This is a genomic window from Nocardiopsis sp. MT53 (assembly GCF_019598965.1).
GTDB classification, from domain to species: Bacteria; Actinomycetota; Actinomycetes; order Streptosporangiales; family Streptosporangiaceae; genus Nocardiopsis; species Nocardiopsis changdeensis.
The window spans coordinates 3783705-3798238 of sequence record NZ_CP080599.1; the positions used below are offsets into that span (position 1 = coordinate 3783705).

The 14534-nt window shown below is 66.5% G+C and carries 17 protein-coding genes; 9 read left to right on the plus strand and 8 right to left on the minus strand.

From position 1 onward, the window contains the following. The first annotated feature begins 181 nt into the window (after positions 1 to 181). The 8 genes from K1J57_RS16905 (at position 182) to K1J57_RS16940 (ending at position 6769) form a co-directional block, all read left to right on the plus strand. Positions 182 to 1009 (plus strand): hypothetical protein, encoded by an 828-nt coding sequence (locus K1J57_RS16905; RefSeq protein ID WP_220559530.1) that lies wholly within the window; start codon positions 182 to 184, stop codon positions 1007 to 1009. 1159 nt (positions 1010 to 2168) lie between these two features. Continuing rightward, positions 2169 to 2600 (plus strand): ATP-binding protein, encoded by a 432-nt coding sequence (locus tag K1J57_RS16910; protein WP_255646376.1) that lies wholly within the window; start codon positions 2169 to 2171, stop codon positions 2598 to 2600. 341 nt (positions 2601 to 2941) lie between these two features. After that, positions 2942 to 3280: a WhiB family transcriptional regulator gene (locus K1J57_RS34165; protein ID WP_220559533.1), complete on the plus strand. Its 339-nt coding sequence runs from the start codon at positions 2942 to 2944 to the stop codon at positions 3278 to 3280. Then, positions 3216 to 3437, plus strand: a complete 222-nt coding sequence (locus tag K1J57_RS16920) for a BldC family transcriptional regulator (RefSeq protein ID WP_277615504.1) — start codon at positions 3216 to 3218, stop codon at positions 3435 to 3437. Before K1J57_RS34165 ends, K1J57_RS16920 begins: the two co-directional genes overlap by 65 nt. Positions 3438 to 3566: 129 nt before the next feature. Then, complete coding sequence (locus tag K1J57_RS16925; RefSeq protein ID WP_220559534.1) at positions 3567 to 3938, plus strand: hypothetical protein; 372 nt, start codon at positions 3567 to 3569, stop codon at positions 3936 to 3938. A 161-nt stretch (positions 3939 to 4099) separates the two neighbouring features. Further along, entirely contained in the window at positions 4100 to 5344 is a 1245-nt protein-coding gene (locus tag K1J57_RS16930) for a hypothetical protein (protein WP_220559535.1), read from the plus strand. Positions 5345 to 5355: 11 nt separating this feature from the next. Continuing rightward, positions 5356 to 6081 (plus strand): 5-formyltetrahydrofolate cyclo-ligase, encoded by a 726-nt coding sequence (locus K1J57_RS16935; protein WP_220559536.1) that lies wholly within the window; start codon positions 5356 to 5358, stop codon positions 6079 to 6081. Between the two features lie 163 nt (positions 6082 to 6244). Next, complete coding sequence (locus K1J57_RS16940; protein ID WP_370634429.1) at positions 6245 to 6769, plus strand: NUDIX domain-containing protein; 525 nt, start codon at positions 6245 to 6247, stop codon at positions 6767 to 6769. 22 nt (positions 6770 to 6791) lie between these two features. Here the strand turns inward: K1J57_RS16940 and K1J57_RS16945 are convergent, their stop codons facing one another. From K1J57_RS16945 to K1J57_RS16980, 8 genes are all read right to left on the minus strand, one after another. Beyond that, a complete protein-coding gene (locus K1J57_RS16945; RefSeq protein WP_255646377.1) occupies positions 6792 to 7622 on the minus strand; it encodes a trans-aconitate 2-methyltransferase in 831 nt (276 codons plus the stop codon). 25 nt (positions 7623 to 7647) lie between these two features. Continuing rightward, positions 7648 to 8583, minus strand: coding sequence for a DUF2797 domain-containing protein (locus K1J57_RS16950; RefSeq protein ID WP_220559538.1), 936 nt, complete (start codon positions 8581 to 8583; stop codon positions 7648 to 7650). Positions 8584 to 8604: 21 nt separating this feature from the next. After that, positions 8605 to 9303 (minus strand): AAA family ATPase, encoded by a 699-nt coding sequence (locus K1J57_RS16955; protein WP_220559539.1) that lies wholly within the window; start codon positions 9301 to 9303, stop codon positions 8605 to 8607. A gap of 24 nt (positions 9304 to 9327) precedes the next feature. Beyond that, positions 9328 to 10311, minus strand: a complete 984-nt coding sequence (locus tag K1J57_RS16960) for a hypothetical protein (RefSeq protein WP_220559540.1) — start codon at positions 10309 to 10311, stop codon at positions 9328 to 9330. A gap of 83 nt (positions 10312 to 10394) precedes the next feature. After that, positions 10395 to 11216 carry a hypothetical protein gene (locus tag K1J57_RS16965; protein ID WP_220559541.1) on the minus strand — a complete coding sequence of 274 codons (822 nt, stop codon included), beginning with the start codon at positions 11214 to 11216 and terminating at the stop codon, positions 10395 to 10397. Next, positions 11213 to 11782, minus strand: a complete 570-nt coding sequence (gene folE, locus K1J57_RS16970; RefSeq protein WP_255646378.1) for a GTP cyclohydrolase I — start codon at positions 11780 to 11782, stop codon at positions 11213 to 11215. Before folE ends, K1J57_RS16965 begins: the two co-directional genes overlap by 4 nt. Positions 11783 to 11917: 135 nt before the next feature. Further along, positions 11918 to 12658: a 7-carboxy-7-deazaguanine synthase QueE gene (locus tag K1J57_RS16975; RefSeq protein WP_255646379.1), complete on the minus strand. Its 741-nt coding sequence runs from the start codon at positions 12656 to 12658 to the stop codon at positions 11918 to 11920. After that, entirely contained in the window at positions 12655 to 13062 is a 408-nt protein-coding gene (locus K1J57_RS16980) for a 6-carboxytetrahydropterin synthase (RefSeq protein WP_220559543.1), read from the minus strand. Before K1J57_RS16980 ends, K1J57_RS16975 begins: the two co-directional genes overlap by 4 nt. 629 nt (positions 13063 to 13691) lie before the next feature. Between K1J57_RS16980 and K1J57_RS16985 the strand changes: the two genes are divergently transcribed. After that, entirely contained in the window at positions 13692 to 14528 is an 837-nt protein-coding gene (locus tag K1J57_RS16985) for a sigma-70 family RNA polymerase sigma factor (RefSeq protein ID WP_220559544.1), read from the plus strand. The last annotated feature ends 6 nt before the right edge of the window (positions 14529 to 14534 follow it).

Below are 14534 nucleotides of genomic sequence, written 5' to 3' on the forward strand. Positions count from 1 at the left end.
CAGGATCTCCACTGGCCCAGGAAGGGTTTGTTGGGTCAAGGGTAGGGGAGACCGGCACTATGCGCCTACGCTAGCAGCAGAAATTCTAATCCCAGATAACTTTATTTACTCGGCCCCACCTGCGGATCTTTCTGTTCCTCGCGCCTTCGCGGCGGTTGCTAATCTTACGTGGACAAACCTTATGGCAGAGGTGTATGGGCGGCGAGGGGGTGGGGATGGAGTCCTTCACACCTATATCCGCGAACTTGAGCAGATGCCGATCATAAATCCGTTGAAATTTACAACTTCGCAAGCAGAAGATCTGGTTGAACTCTTTGAGCGCTTGTCTAACCGTCCGGTGCTACCGATTGACGATGAGCTTCGTCAGGCGGATCGCCAAGAATTTGATTCATGGGCGATGAGGTACCTATTTGGCCCTGATGCCGATGACGCTGCTCGTGCTGTCGAACGGTCTATAAGAGACCTGGTCATGGAGCGAACTCAGCGCACGGTGAGTGGTCGAGAGCAGCAGCAGAAGGCAGTTCGCAGGACTGTTTTCGATCCTGTTCCTATCGCAGCACGTATCCTGGTGGATAATGGGGTTCCACCTAAGATTGGAGATTTTCTTCCGTCTGAGGAGAGCTCGGCGGAGATGACTATCATTCTAGATGTGCCTGCCCATGAAGTGCTTCCAGTAACTCTTGGCGAAACGCTGCTTGACCAGGGAGATGTTCTCATTGGTTCAAATAAGCTGATGGACACTCCAAGTGAAGCGCATTCTCAGGCTCTGGTTGCCCTATTGACTGTGAATCCAAAATTCACTGGGGAATTCGCTATCCCGGTCGAATCCAGCGTTGTTGCAGATGCTGTAAGCAACTGGAGCGAAGCTTGGAGGATTTGGCTTCGGAACGTGAAGACTGACTTGAAAACCATTCTTCCTAAGCCATCTCAGGCGCAGCGTCGTATGCAAGTTGCACGTGAGCTCGAGTCCAGAACTGGTCTTCTCACGTCTACGTTGACCATGGAATGATAACTATGTTAATTGTCTCCTCGGATTCATAGGGAGGTGAGCTGCCCGTCCTTGAGTATCTCATCACGATCTAGTTTGGATGTATAGTCAAGTGCTATTATTCTGGGATCGTGAGATTTGTGGAGGTTGTTCCAGGTTTTTGACATAATGGATGATTTATGAAATTTTGGAGGGTAGGGGTGTCAGTCATTGTGAGTATTGGTCCGGTTTGGCCGTTTGGACCTGAGGTGCAGTTAGGTCCTGTAGTTTTGTTTTAGTTGGGGAGTGTGCGAAGATCGGTTTCGAATTTCTCTGTCCCATGTAAACGTAGGTCCCCGTAGCTTTTCAACTATGGGGACTGTCTGTCATGTAAGAACCGAGTGATTGCCGAGTCTTCAGCTCCGGTACGGATGCGGCGGGCATCTTCTTTGCGGGTCACGTCGCGCACGTAGTGCACCCGGTTCTCCACCGTTTAGTGCCCGCGGGCATAGGTGGCCCATTCCTTAGGGAGACCTGGTGGGCGTCCAGGTCGGTACGGCGAAGACCACCTCGCGGCCGCCCTTCTCCTTGCCGTGCGGGTGGCGGTGGCGCTCGATGCGCACCGCCTGACACGCTTCGGGAAGACGAACCCGTTCTCCGCGGTGACCTTGAGAAAGCGGAGTTCCTCCCTTCCATGTGCATGGGTGGACCCTTCGTCGTGGGTGAGGGGACCTCGTTCCAGGGCAAGACGGCCGGCTGCTCGTGCAGGATGGGGCGGTTGCCTTATCCGGTGAGCAGGCCCCGTCAAGCCGAAGGCCTGGCTGTGCTCTATATCCAGGCTGCGGTCGCTGAACCTCTACGGGTACTCCTGGTAGGTACCCCTCAAGGGGATCCGCTGAGTGCGCTTGTACGGCCACCCTGGACATAGGCAACCGGCCGATCCGAAGGACACGGGTCTGGATCCCGGGCTGACCGTGGACATAGGGGCCTCACAGGCTTTCTCCGCCAGTGAGCCTTGCCGTCTGAGGAGTAGCGCTCGTTTGGGGCTGGTATGGGTTCTGTTTCCGCAATCCGAGGCGGTGGGCGTGATCGCTTGGCAGTGGCCGCGGAGTGTTCGCCTGACGCGAAGCCGTTCCTCCTCCGTCGGGTGACCGCCCCGGATGATCGCGCATCCGTGATGGTGGAGCCTTCCAGGAAGCTGGTGGGACATGCGGTAGCGGCTCCGGGGCAGCCCGTCTACGCCAAGGCCGTCCGCCGCTATCTGCGCGCGCTGGTTTCCTTGCCCGAGCGAGAGTTCGCCCTTGTCGAGCTGTTGGCCACGGAGCTCTTCAACAACACGACCCAACACTCCCGCAGTGGGGAGCCCGGGGGCGAGGTCGTAGTGGCGGTGTTCCAGCTCCCCGGGCGCCTCCAGGTCCGCGTCATCGACGCCGGCCCCGACCTCGAGGAGTTCACCGTTCCGCACCTGCGTCCCTGGGACGCGGACGCCGAGGAAGGACGGGGACTGTTCCTGGTCGCCGCGGAGGCCGACCGGTGGGGAACAGTTCACCATGACGACGGCCGCACCAGCGTCTGGTTCGAGATCGACCACGCCCAGGAATCCAGGCCAGGGGTTCCAGGAGAAGGTTGGTGACGTCTCGTGGGATGGAGGTACGAGGACGACCACGACCGCTATCAGGCCGCCCGGCACCTTCAACGACGACACGGACGGCTGTGGCTCATCCTGTGGGGACCGGCTTCGCGGGCGTTTTTCGCCTTCTACCAGGGCGAGGCCCACGTCGCCCCTCTCGCCGCCCCCACCTGCTCCGAGCTGCACAACCGGATCGTGAACACCGAGCGCGAGCTGGCGCGCACACTGACCCCACCCCGGTCGTGGTGGGCCTGCCCGACCCCGGGATGCACGTGGTCCTCCGCCAGGCCCACCGTTCACGCTCCCTGTCCGCTTCCGGCTGCTCCCGCTCGGCCGCATTCGCCATGACCGACCGAACCCCGTGCCAGAGCCTGGCCGACCCGGACCTCCTGTTCGGCGGCGCACTGCAACAACGCCGGCTCCGACACATCTGCGTCCCGTGCTCCGTCCACATCGCCTGCTTGACCCGAGTGCTTTCCGAAGGCGTGAAGGCAGGACTCTGGGGCGGGATGACCCACAGCGAGCGGAAGAGCCTTCTCCGCCGCCACCCTGACGTGACCGACTGGCACGCCTTCCTCACCCATAACACGTCCGTTCCACCGGAAAGGAACTTCGCACGTGCTCCCCATACCCTCCACCACCTACCCGAGCACAGAGCCCGAAAGAGTGCTGACCACCTCTGAAGTGGCCGGACTGTTCCGGGTCAACGTCCACACCGTCAGCAGATGGGCCGACCGAGGACTCCTGTCCAGCTTCAGGACGCCCGGCGGTCACCGGCGCTACCTCGCCAGCGAGGTCCACGCCCTGAGGGCCAAGAACTTCGCTCCGATCCGGGAGTGAGATCGACGGCCGTTCGCCCTTGCGGAGGGGGAGGGGCGAACGGCACCTGTGGTGGGTCGCCTCGCCTTCTCCCGGCAAGGACAGAACCCCGTTCCCACTGAACCTGATTTACAAGGAGGAGTCGAAGGCATGTCATCGTCCAGCCGTACCGAACGAGGGCTTTCTCGACGCAGCTGGTCCAGTGGATGGGAGTGCGCCTCGGATGGCAGTCCGCTGATTCGCCCCTACCTGTACCTCGGAGAACAGGTCACGGCCTCGGAGATGGCCCACCGAAGGAACACGGCCCGAAGCGCCCACGAAGGACTGCGCGTCCTCGGACGGATCGCCGTGGGCCAGGTCCACGCGAACGCGATGGAGCAGCTGAACGTCCTTACCTCCGGCCTGGAGGTCAGTGGTGGGGCCGACGACCTCGATGACCTGGCCGATGCGATCCGCCACCTGATCAACGAGCGGCCAGAGCTGGCTCGGCCTGTGTTTCCGAATCCCGAGCAGCCGTTCTAGAGACGCACGAACCGTCACCCAGTGAGACTTCCGAAGAGTCCGCGCTGCTCGCCGACGAACAGTCCAGAGCCGCCGGAACCCATGGTGAACCGTCCGCTGTCCAGGGATACTGAATGCCGTCGGCACCTCCACCCTCTGTGACAGCGCCTGACGGAGACACCATGGTCTACACCCCCTCAGCGGCCCTGCCAGCCGAACTCCTCGCCCGGGAGGATATGCAGCGCGCCCTCCAGGAGCACGACTTCGCGACCGTGTTCCAGCTGGCTCGCCGGCACGGGATCAGCTTCGGGAAGATCGGTGCCTCCTGCGGCGTCAAAGCGGAACGTGTCGGAAGGATCGCCCGCGACCTCGTTCGGGTGACCAGCTACGACAAGATCTGCGAGATCGCCGACGGACTGCGCATCCCCGGCCACCTCCTCGGACTCACGCCCCGACCATGGGAGACCACGCAGCCCCGGGGGCTGGCTACCCCGGGTCACTCCAACTCAGAGGGAACGACATCGCCGGTTCCAAAGCCCGGCGAACGCCTGGACTCCGAAGCCCGAGACTGGGCCGACGACGAACTGCGACGCCTGGAGCGCGACTACGACCTGGTCTCCTCATCCATGCTGCTCGCCGAAGCAGGTCAGATCCACGGGGTGCTGGCCAACGCGACCGTTCCCGCCGACTCCGAGGGAACACGGGCTGTGCTGGAACTGCGAGCACGTTCGGCCCTCCTGATGGGCCAGCTCATCTGGGACGCCTCCCACCGCCGCGACGGGGGAGCCGCAGGTTCGTACCTCGACCAGGCTGCGCATGCGGCCCGCCACAGCAGGAACCGCGATGTCCTCGCCCAGGCCTTGTTGCGCCAGTCGTTCATCCCGCTCTACGGAACCGGCGACAACCGAGGCGCGTTAATCGCCGCCCAGCGCGCTGTTCACGCCGCCCGCGGGCTACCCGCCGTGCACGCACTGGCTGCTCTGCACGTCAGCGAGGCCCACGCCCGGCTCGGTGACCGAACCGCGGCCGAACAGCACCTGAGGGAGGTCGACCGCTTGGTGGAGAAGGCCGACCTCGAACCCGGGGAATGGAACGGACGCCGACTGCGCATCTCCGGATCCGTGTACCTGTCCCTGCGACGCCCGCAGCAGGCCCAGCGGATCCTGGAAGAGGCGGTCCCCCTGCTGGAGGAACGCGCCAAGTCCCAGGCCATCGTGGTCGCCAACCTCGCCCTCGCCCACCTGCGCCAACAGCGCCCCGATGAAGCCGCAGCCGTCCTGCACGACGCCATGGACCTCATCGAGTCGACCCGCGCCGGAGGAGCACTCACCCTGGTCGCGACGGCATCACGGGAGCTGTCCCCCTGGAGGGGCGAACCCTGGGTCGCCGACGTGCACGATCGTCTCTTCACCCTCATGGCGAGCTAGAAAGTAGAAGCATGACCACCGATATCAACAGCGCCAAGGACGACGTCCGCCAACGCATCTGGTCTCTGCTGGACGCCCGCCGGATCGGCCGGAGCGGGCCGGTTCATGGCAAGATCCCGGACTTCCACGGCGCTGATCGAGCGGCGCTTCGCCTTGCTGGGCTGGAGGGCTGGGCCCGCGCCCGGGTGGTCAAGTCGAATCCGGACAAGGCTCAGGCCGAGGTGCGGGCCGAGGCACTTGCCGCCGGGAAACTGTTGTACATGGCCGTCTCCAAGATGGCCACCCCCGAACCGTTCTACGAACTCGACCCCGCCGCCATCCACGATCCGGTAGAGGTCGCGTCCACCGGTAGGTGGGCGGCCTCGCACGCCCCCCACATCTCCGTCGAACGGATGCACCCGGTGGACGTCGTGGTCTGCGGCAGTGTGGCGGTCAACCGGGCGGGCGTCCGGCTGGGCAAGGGAGCCGGATACAGCGACATCGAGATGGGGTTGCTCGCCGACGCCGGGCTCATCGGCCCCCGCACCCTCATCGTCACGACCGTGCACCAGCTCCAGGTCGTCGACGAAGAACTGCCGGACAGCGACCACGACGCGAGCGTCGACGTGATCGTCACCCCGGCGGAGACCATCCTGTGCCCGCCGCGCCGCCGCCCACAGGGAATCCTCTGGGACGACCTCCAAGCCGAGAAGATCCAGGCGATTCCCGCCCTCCGAGCCCGACGGCCTGTCCAGTAGCGCGCTGAGCGCTCCACACCGACAGCGGCACCGGCCTCAACTCCATATGCGGGAACCACGGTCTACCTGACTCCTGGGATGAGGAGTCCGCCGCCCGGCATGCGGACGCACGGGTTCGTGAAGGAACGTGAAGCCGAATGCCGGGCGGCGTAGGGTGTGACGGGTGATACAGGATGTGGAGCAGCGCACCCTCGATGCGGTTGATGTCGACGTGCGTCTGGCCGTGGCCGAATTCGACAACGCCCGCGCCTGGCTGGAGCAGGCCCGCCGCAAGCCGATGGAGCCCCTCTCAGCGGAAGTGTGGGTCATCGACCACGATTGCGGCCACGTGCTGCTCGTCCGGCACCGGTGGCGCGGCTGGGTCCCGCCCGGCGGCAAGGTCGAGCCCGGGGAGACACCGCGTGAGGCCGCGGCTCGGGAACTCCGGGAGGAGGCGGGCATCTCTGCCGAACTCCTGCCTGTGCCAGCCGCCGTGTCGGTCCGTTCCTACCGCTCAGACTGGACACCGACGCTCGGATTGGCGTATGCGGCCCTCGCCGACCGCACGCTGCCGCTTTCAGGGGAGAGCGGGCAGCCGGCTGCCTGGGTCCCGCTGGAGCACGATTGGGAGAGCGTGTTCCCCGAGGACCGGGACCGGATTCGACGACACGCCCGGCGACTGGCCGAAGCCCGTACCGGCATCCGCTGACGCCGGGCCCGGAACCGGGGGATCATCCCGCGGCCTGGGCGACGACGACGAGCCAGCTCGTGACGGTCACCTGGCCCGGGGCGACCAGCGCGTAGGCCTTGCGGAGGATCTCCATGCGCTGCTCATAGGTCAGATCGCCTTCGGGTTGGGCGAAGATCGGGATGGACAACCATGCCCGCTTCTCCGCCATCGTCCCGTGGTGGGCTACGACACCCGCTTCCAGGACCCGGAACCCCGCTGCACGCAGCTGTGCCCGAACCACCTCCAGGGGCAGCTTCGGTCGGGCCCGGGTCTTTCGCGGCGGTACATACCCGTAGTCGCGGACGGCCACGTCCTGGATTAGGGCGCTCAACGACGGTCCGGTGCGGGCGGCCTCCTCGTCGGGATGGGTGACTCCGGCGAAGCCGCCCCCGATGTTGAAGACGAACCGCCCGCCGGGCCGCAGAACACTTCGGACGGCCGTGAAAGTGGCCATGGTGTCGGTCTTCCAGATCGCGGAGTTGCACACCACCGCGTCGGCTCCTTCGCCGACGTGCCGGGCGACGTCCTCGGCTCTTGCGGTGACCCAGGACAGACGTGTGTCATGCAGGCTCCGCCGCCCCACCTCCTGCATGGCGGCGGAGGCGTCCAAGGAGATGACCCGCGCTCGCGAGGGCAGGACGGCGAGCGCGGCCCCGGCGGTGACACCCGTGCCCCCGCACAGGTCGACCACGAGCCGACTGCCGCGTAGCTCGGCCCGCTCCACCAGGTCACGGCTGGTGTTCGTGTACATGGGGAACAGGTGGGTGAAACAGGCGTAGGCCTCGGCGGTGTGCCGCTCATCCCAGCCCGCGACGGCATCCGGTGGAACCACAGGTGTCTCCTCGCGTCCTACACGTTCAGAAAAGAGCGGTCTGCACGCTCGTCGCCGGGGATGAGTAATCGCCGAGCGCGAGCCGGTGTCCCTTGAGAACGCCCAGGTCCAGCACATAGCGCACAGCATCGTCCGGGTCCGTGAGGCGGACCAGGGCATGGGAGCCCAGACACGCCTCGACGGTGAAGCCGTGTTCGCCTTCGCGAAGGTCATGGGGATACAGGGAACGCCCGACACCCGGGTGTATCCGGCGCAGTCCTTCGCCCTCCCGAGGCGGCTGCCACCCTTCCACCATGGTCTCGACGCCCAGGTCGGCCAGGAGCTCGACGCTCCGTTGCACGGTGTGCGCGTGTGCTTCCTCGACCTGCCGGAGATTGCCGGGGCTTATGAGCGCCGCGAGCTTGGCGGCTCCGCGTACTTGCTGGACGACCCCGAGGCCGCGTGTGATGGCGTCCTCCAACCGCCGTACGGTCCGGCCGTCCTGTGTTCTGGCGACGAAGGTCGCCATCAGCGCCCCCTGCTCGTCCAGGCGTGAGCGCTTTCGGGGCTGTGCCGCCGTGCCCACCTTGCTGACGCCGTGGGCGAAGGTGGCGATGTACAGCCAGTGGGGCTGGGCCATGTACCGCTCCAGCGCCGGAGACACGTATCCGCCGGTGTGGACCTGGTGGGCGAAACGGAACTCGTCCTGCTGGGCGCACAGAGCACACTGGCCGCCCCGTCCCGCCTGCGCCCGGTCGGAGCAGGGCACCGGCTCCACACGGAAGGTGTCGGTGAAACCGAAGCGTCCGGTGCAGAAGCGTTCCCGGCCGATCGTTCGCAGGCCGATCTTCCCGCCCATGACCTCGACGGCGAACAAGGGTCCCGTGGGGACGGGGGCGAGCAGGAGCCGGGGACGGCCACCGGCCCACGTCACCCCATGGCACACGTACTCGTTCTCGTTGTCGATCCGGCTCGCTGACACTGCGGAGTCCTCCCGGGGAGCTCAGATGGTGCTGAGGGCGAAGCGATTCCACAGGATCTCGGCCGCGTCGTCGAGGACCTGGCCGCGGTCCTTGCCGGCGACATCGATCCACACCCACCCGCCAGGATCTGTCCGGTGGCTCAGCTGGTCGGTGACAGTGTCCTGGTACCGCACGAAGTCGGCCCCCGCCGCCCCGGAGTGCCCAGCCTCCAGCGAGGTGAAGCCGCCCTTGCGGCGCAGCGCCTCGGCGGCGTCGATACGGAGGAACAGCACCAGGTCGGGGATGGTGAGGTGGGCGAAGACCTGCTCGGCCAGGTCCGTGGGCACTCCGGGGTTGACCGCGTAACGGGCCAGGATCTTGTGGTGGGCGTTGTCGAGGACGACATGCGTACCCGATTCCAGCGCGGGTCGGACGATCAGCCGGTCCTGCAACGTGTACCAGGCGGCCAGCGCCAGCAGCCAGTAGTGGTCACCGCACTGCTGCGCGACCTCGGCGTCTCGCCGGTAGACCAGGGCGTTGAGGCCGTCGACGTACGCCGACAGCGCCGGGTCCACGGGGACCCCGGTGGTGTGCTTGCCGACGAGAACGGTCTTCTCCCCCGCGGCGTTCAGGCGCTGGACGAGCGCGGTGGCGAGAGTCGACTTTCCCGCGCCGTCGATACCGGTCACGGTGATCAGCCTCCCGGCGGGGATTGTGCCGGGGCGCGGCTCGGTGGCCATGGTTGCTTCCTTTTCCACGGTGGGTCAGGTCGGGTCTGAGGCCAGGCGCATCTCGATGATCCGGCGGATGCGCGTGACCAGGTCGGCGCGCTGCCGCAGGACCTGGAGCAGGCGCTCGTTGGACAGGTCCTCGGGGTAGCGGCGGGCCAGGTTGTTGGAGATCACGTGCAGGTACCCGAAGCCGATTCCGGCGGCGGCCGCCGCTTGGCCCATGGGGCCGATCTCCGGGTCGACGAACGCGTGCTGGGCGTTGGCGGACAGCCAGAGGTTTCCCTCCAGCAGGACCGAGGGGGAGGTGACGTGGACACCGGTGCGTACCTCCGGCTGACTGATTGCGGTGGGGCCGAAGAAGTCCCTCCACGTGACGGGGGTGCCCTCGACCAGGCTCACGGATCCCGTGGCCAGCGCCGTGTTGGGAACGACCGACGGGTCCAGCGCGCCGACCTTGCCCACATAGACGACGTCTCGGGCGCCCAGGGCCGCGAGCCGTGCGACCACACGGCCGGCGACGTCGCCCCAGATGCTGTGCAGGAAACCCAGGTACACGACGCGGCGGCCGTGAACGCTGGCGCTCTGCCAGGCGTATCCGTGCCCGTAGGTCCATCCGGTGCGGCCTGGGGCCAGGTGCTCCAGGCCCCATCCCACGACGACGAGGGCCCCGTCCACATCCAGGTCGACCCGGTCGACCGCGGATCGGCAGGTCGCCGGGTGCGGGAACGTGTAGGTGATGTGGTCGTGGCGGCGGTCCGCCATGGCCAGATAGGTGGCCAGGATCAACCCGTAGTGCTGGACGTAGTCGCGTCCGGGAAAGCATCGGATGACCAGGGAGTCCCCGTCGATCTGTGCGGTGGGGCGCTGCCAGTTGAAGAGCTTGTCGGACTTCTCGTTGGTGGAGACGACACAGTCGCGGTTGTAGCCGCCCACGACGTGGATGCTCTCCCAGTCGCGTTCCTGGACGAGGTGGTGGGTCTTGATCTGGAGGTAGCGCAGCAGGCTTGCCGCGCCCATTGTGTGCTCGTGGGGGTCGATGGGTGCCGCGGCTACTGGGGACTCGGTCGCTTCGCTGAGTGGAGTGCTCGGTACGGGGCTGATCATGCTGGTGCCTCCGGGATGCGCAGGGGGCAGTCGGCCGCGCGGCGCACAGCCGCGATGTTCGCCTTGATCAAGGGGAAGCGTTCCGGGGGGATGGTTCCCAGCTCCTCGACACGGGGGGTCTTGGGCTTGGAGTAGGGGCCCTCGGGCAGCATCGCGATTCCCATCGCTCCCAGGAGCACGGGAGCCGCGCCGTCGACCGAGGCGATCCAGTCGTGCTCGCGCTGCTCGACGAGCTCCAGGTGGCCGGTGCGGCCCAATCCGAGCAGCCGGTAGACGAGCCGGTGATTGACCAGCCCGTGCTTTTTCAGGTAGGCGGTTGCGGCGGTGCGGGTCGCGGACAACCGGTCGGGCGGTGCCGGGCGTCTGGAGGCGGGCAGGGCGATGGCGCCGGCGTAGTCGCAGGAGGCGAAGTGGTCGTAGCAGCGCAGCCACTGCTCATCGTCAGCGGCGTGCACGACCGCGCACAGTCGGAACTCGTCGCTCAGATCCTGGATGCGTGCGGCGGCTTCGTCACTGGCCTTGATGGTGGCGGGCCCGTCGCCCATCACGTCGGGCAGGATGATCTCCTCGGCGTGCACCGCTCGGGCCGCCCGCACCAGATCCTCCGCAGGCAGAGCCCTGCCCAGGTCGAACACGCCGTTGTCAACGATGATCGACGCGCCGCGTTCGGCCTCGCACTGGAAGAAGGCGCGGTAGGACGGGTCGTTCAGGACGCGCTGTGCCGCCACGTGGTGCACCGTCGCCGGGTCCTGGGCGACGAAGTCGGCGAGGTAGGCGGCCGGGGCGATCACCGACACGTTGATGCCTCCGCCGCTCACCTCGGCCTCCCGGAGCCGGTGGTCTGCGCGAAGGCCAGGAATTGCTGGGAGAGGACCGCGTCCTCGCGCAGGCGGCCGAAGGCCAGCACGGTGCTGGTGCTCGCCGATTCCATCCGCACACCGCGCATGCTCATGCACAGGTGCTCACCGCGCGCCGCTACGGCCACGTCCTCGTTCCCCGTCGCCTCCTGCACCTCTCGGGCGACCTGGCGGGTGAAGCGCTCCTGGAGCTGGAGCCGCCCCGCATGGCGGCGTGCGATCCGCGCGAACTTCGACAGTCCCAGCACCGAGTCGGCGGGGACGTAGCCGACCGTCAGCTCCAGCCGCATCGGCAGCAGGTGGTGCTCGCACAGTGACCACACCTCCATGCCGCTGACCACGACCAGTTGGTCGCTGAGCCGCGTCTCGCTGAAGCTGGTGGGCACCAGGGCCGCGGGCGGTTCCAGGAACTCCCGCCACCAGTTCGCCACGCGCCGCGGGGTCGCGAGCAGGCCCTCGCGCTCGGGGTCCTCGCCGAGAACGACGAGGAGTTCACGCACCAGCTCGGCCACACGGGCGGTGTCCACACCGTCCGCTGGCCGGTGAAGGAGCCGCCCGTCGGGCGCCTCGCTCTCATGTGTTTGAACGCCAGGTGGAGACACCGTGTTCGCCTCATTTCGGGGGTCAGGGGTCGGGGGTGATGCCGGTTCGACGGAGAAGGGTCAGCGCCCTCGCGCGTTCTCGAAGGCGAGGACGTGCAGGCGGGACGTGAGCCGCCAGCCGCGCGCGGCGACCACCGGCGCCAGGACACGGGTGGTACGCACCAGGTCGTCGGCGGTGGCGCCCTCGGGCATGACGTAGACGGGGCTCAGAGCGAACCGGCTGACGAGCTCGTCGACCTCCTCCAGTTCGTCCGCGGTTCGGGCCACCACCTTGAACACGGCCCGCCCGCTGGCCGAGAAGGCGTCGAGGACGGCGGGAACGATGCGCTTGGCCGCGTCGACACCGGAGGTGGCGAGCTTCGGGGAGACGTTGAAGCCCACGCCGTCGACCAGGAGTTCCTCCTGGGGTGCGATCGTGCCATTGGTCTCGACCTCCACGCGCTTTCCCGCCGCCAGCAGTCGGCGGACGAGCGGGATGAGGGCGCGCTGCTGGAGGAGCGGTTCTCCGCCCGTGACAACCACCAGGCCGACGTCGGTCCCGCACGCCCAGTCCGCCAGTTCGCCCACGTCGCGGCGGTGTGCCTCGCGAGCGGGGTCGTAGGTTGTCCAGTCCCAGGTGTACTTGGTGTCGCACCATGAGCAAGTCAGGTTGCAGCGCGACAGCCGGATGAACAGAGCCGGCACACCCAGACTCGGCCCTTCCCCCTGGAAGGTCGGCTCGACGTCGCCGAAGCACTCCGCGACGATCAACGACCTCCCGCCGCCGGACACGTGCCGGGTTCCGTTGCCGGCGGGGGTCACGTTCCCTCCACGTCGAATCGTGCCCAGCTGCGTGCGGTCTCGCTGACCTTCACCGCTTGGAGGCGTCCGGGGATGTGGGGCTCGACGTGGCCGATGAACCACTCTGCCAGGTACCGGGCCAGCAGTTCGGACGTTGGCTCGACGGGGAGCACCTCGTGCAGGTTCCGGTGGTCCAGCTCCTCGTCGAGGAATTCCTTGAACGGTGCCAGGTCCGCGAAGTCGGTGATGAAGCCCGGCGGGACCAGGCGGTCGGCGGTGAGGATCACCTCGACCTCGTAACTGTGGCCGTGCTGCCGTGAACACTTGTGCTCGACGGGGAGGCCGGGGAGACGGTGGCCGGCCTCGAAGGTGAACCGTCTGCCTATCGTGAGGGTGCCCTGGGGGTGGGAATCGGGGGCGTTCAATGCCTCTCCTCGCTTCACTGCTGAGAGAGCCGACCGCTGGCGGAACCGGGGGTTCGCGACAGCGAGCGTGGGGACTGCTCCTCACTCTGGCCCGGTCGAAGCCGCGTGGGATCCCCCGCGGGGGTACCCACCACGGGGGTGGGCCCCGGGCGCAGCGAGGCCCTCCGAGCCGCCGTGTCTCGGCTCGGCGCACAGGAATCCGCTTCGATAGATTCACCGCCGTATCGGTTTTCTGCTCTCTCATGCACTGCGAGTGAGTAGAGAATGAGCGCGTTACGAGTGTCCTGAGCCCATGCGGCGTCCGTGACTTATTCGACCCTTCTCGTTGCGTGTCGAAAAAAATCTTTCATGACCTGTCGGAGAGGGTTGGTGAGAGTCGTCTGGGAGGGTGATCGGAGGCTGCTCACCTTGTCATCCGTGCAGGTGGGTGCGAGTTCGTGTGAGGTTGATCGGACCGGGGGTTGCAGCGGAAGTCGCCTCCCGGGGTGCGAATCTTACTTTTTATTTAACGTGGTGAACTTCTTTTGAGTGCGGGGTGAGTTTTTAGCGAGAGTGCTTCGAGGGGGTGCCGAGAAAGGCGTTTGATTTGATTCGGGTGTCATTTCTCTCTGCGATCCGAGGGGGCACCCGTGGCCTTTGCGCCGTCACCGCTGGAAGTGGTCGAGACCCACTTCGTTCACCTGGCACCCGCCCACCTGACCCTGACCGGTTCCGCGGTCCACCTCTGGCTCCAGGAGCGGATCTATGCGCTGTACGAACTGCGCGACGTCCTCATGGACGTGGACACCCCGCATGAGGTGAAGGACGAGGTGCTGCGGTACACCATCCGGAGGGCCCGCCTGTCCCAGGACTGGATGGTCGGCGCCCTGGGGTTGTGCATGCCCGCGTTCCGGTCCACCGCACGGCGCACGTGCCGAGGGTTGTCATCGGACGGTGTGGACACGGTGGAGTCCGCCATCCTGAGCGAGGCCGTTCACCAGATCCGCACTATCAACACCGACTACGCCCGCCTGGCCTGGTACTTGACCCGGCCGGTTCACCGAACGGCCCTCTCAATGCGCAGGCGTGAGAAAGAGGCACCGCGGCCGGCCGGGGCGGCGAGCGAGCAGGAGGCCCCCGAGCCCGGTGTGCAGGGCAGCGCCGAACTGCTGCTGGTGGCCGCGATGCGGGTCGGGGTGCTCTTGCGTTCCGAGGCGAACCTGATCGCTCGGACCCGCTTGGAGAACATCCCCTTGGCCGAAGTGGCGGGTGAGTTGGGGGTGTCCTACCCGGCGGTGGCCAAGCGCCGTGAGCGCGCCGAAGCCCGGCTCGTGGCCGCTGTGCACGCGGGCGAGGTGGTGATCGCCGACGCCCTCATCCGCCCTGGGACTCGCCCCGCAGACGGCCCCGAACACCTTGGCCGGCTCCTGAACGCCAAGATTCCGGCGAAGTCGATGTCGTATCTGCCCCTGCCCCTGGCTTGTTAGGGGAGC

Bases quoted from the DNA above. Each gene is read 5' to 3' on its own strand.
- K1J57_RS16930 (WP_220559535.1), top strand. From the start codon at position 4,100: ATGGTCTACACCCCCTCAGCGGCCCTGCCAGCCGAACTCCTCGCCCGG.
- K1J57_RS16925 (WP_220559534.1), top strand. From the start codon at position 3,567: ATGTCATCGTCCAGCCGTACCGAACGAGGGCTTTCTCGACGCAGCTGG.
- K1J57_RS34165 (WP_220559533.1), top strand. From the start codon at position 2,942: ATGACCGACCGAACCCCGTGCCAGAGCCTGGCCGACCCGGACCTCCTG.
- K1J57_RS16935 (WP_220559536.1), top strand. From the start codon at position 5,356: ATGACCACCGATATCAACAGCGCCAAGGACGACGTCCGCCAACGCATC.
- K1J57_RS16905 (WP_220559530.1), top strand. From the start codon at position 182: ATGGCAGAGGTGTATGGGCGGCGAGGGGGTGGGGATGGAGTCCTTCAC.
- K1J57_RS16960 (WP_220559540.1), bottom strand. From the start codon at position 10,311: ATGGGCGCGGCAAGCCTGCTGCGCTACCTCCAGATCAAGACCCACCAC.
- K1J57_RS16955 (WP_220559539.1), bottom strand. From the start codon at position 9,303: ATGGCCACCGAGCCGCGCCCCGGCACAATCCCCGCCGGGAGGCTGATC.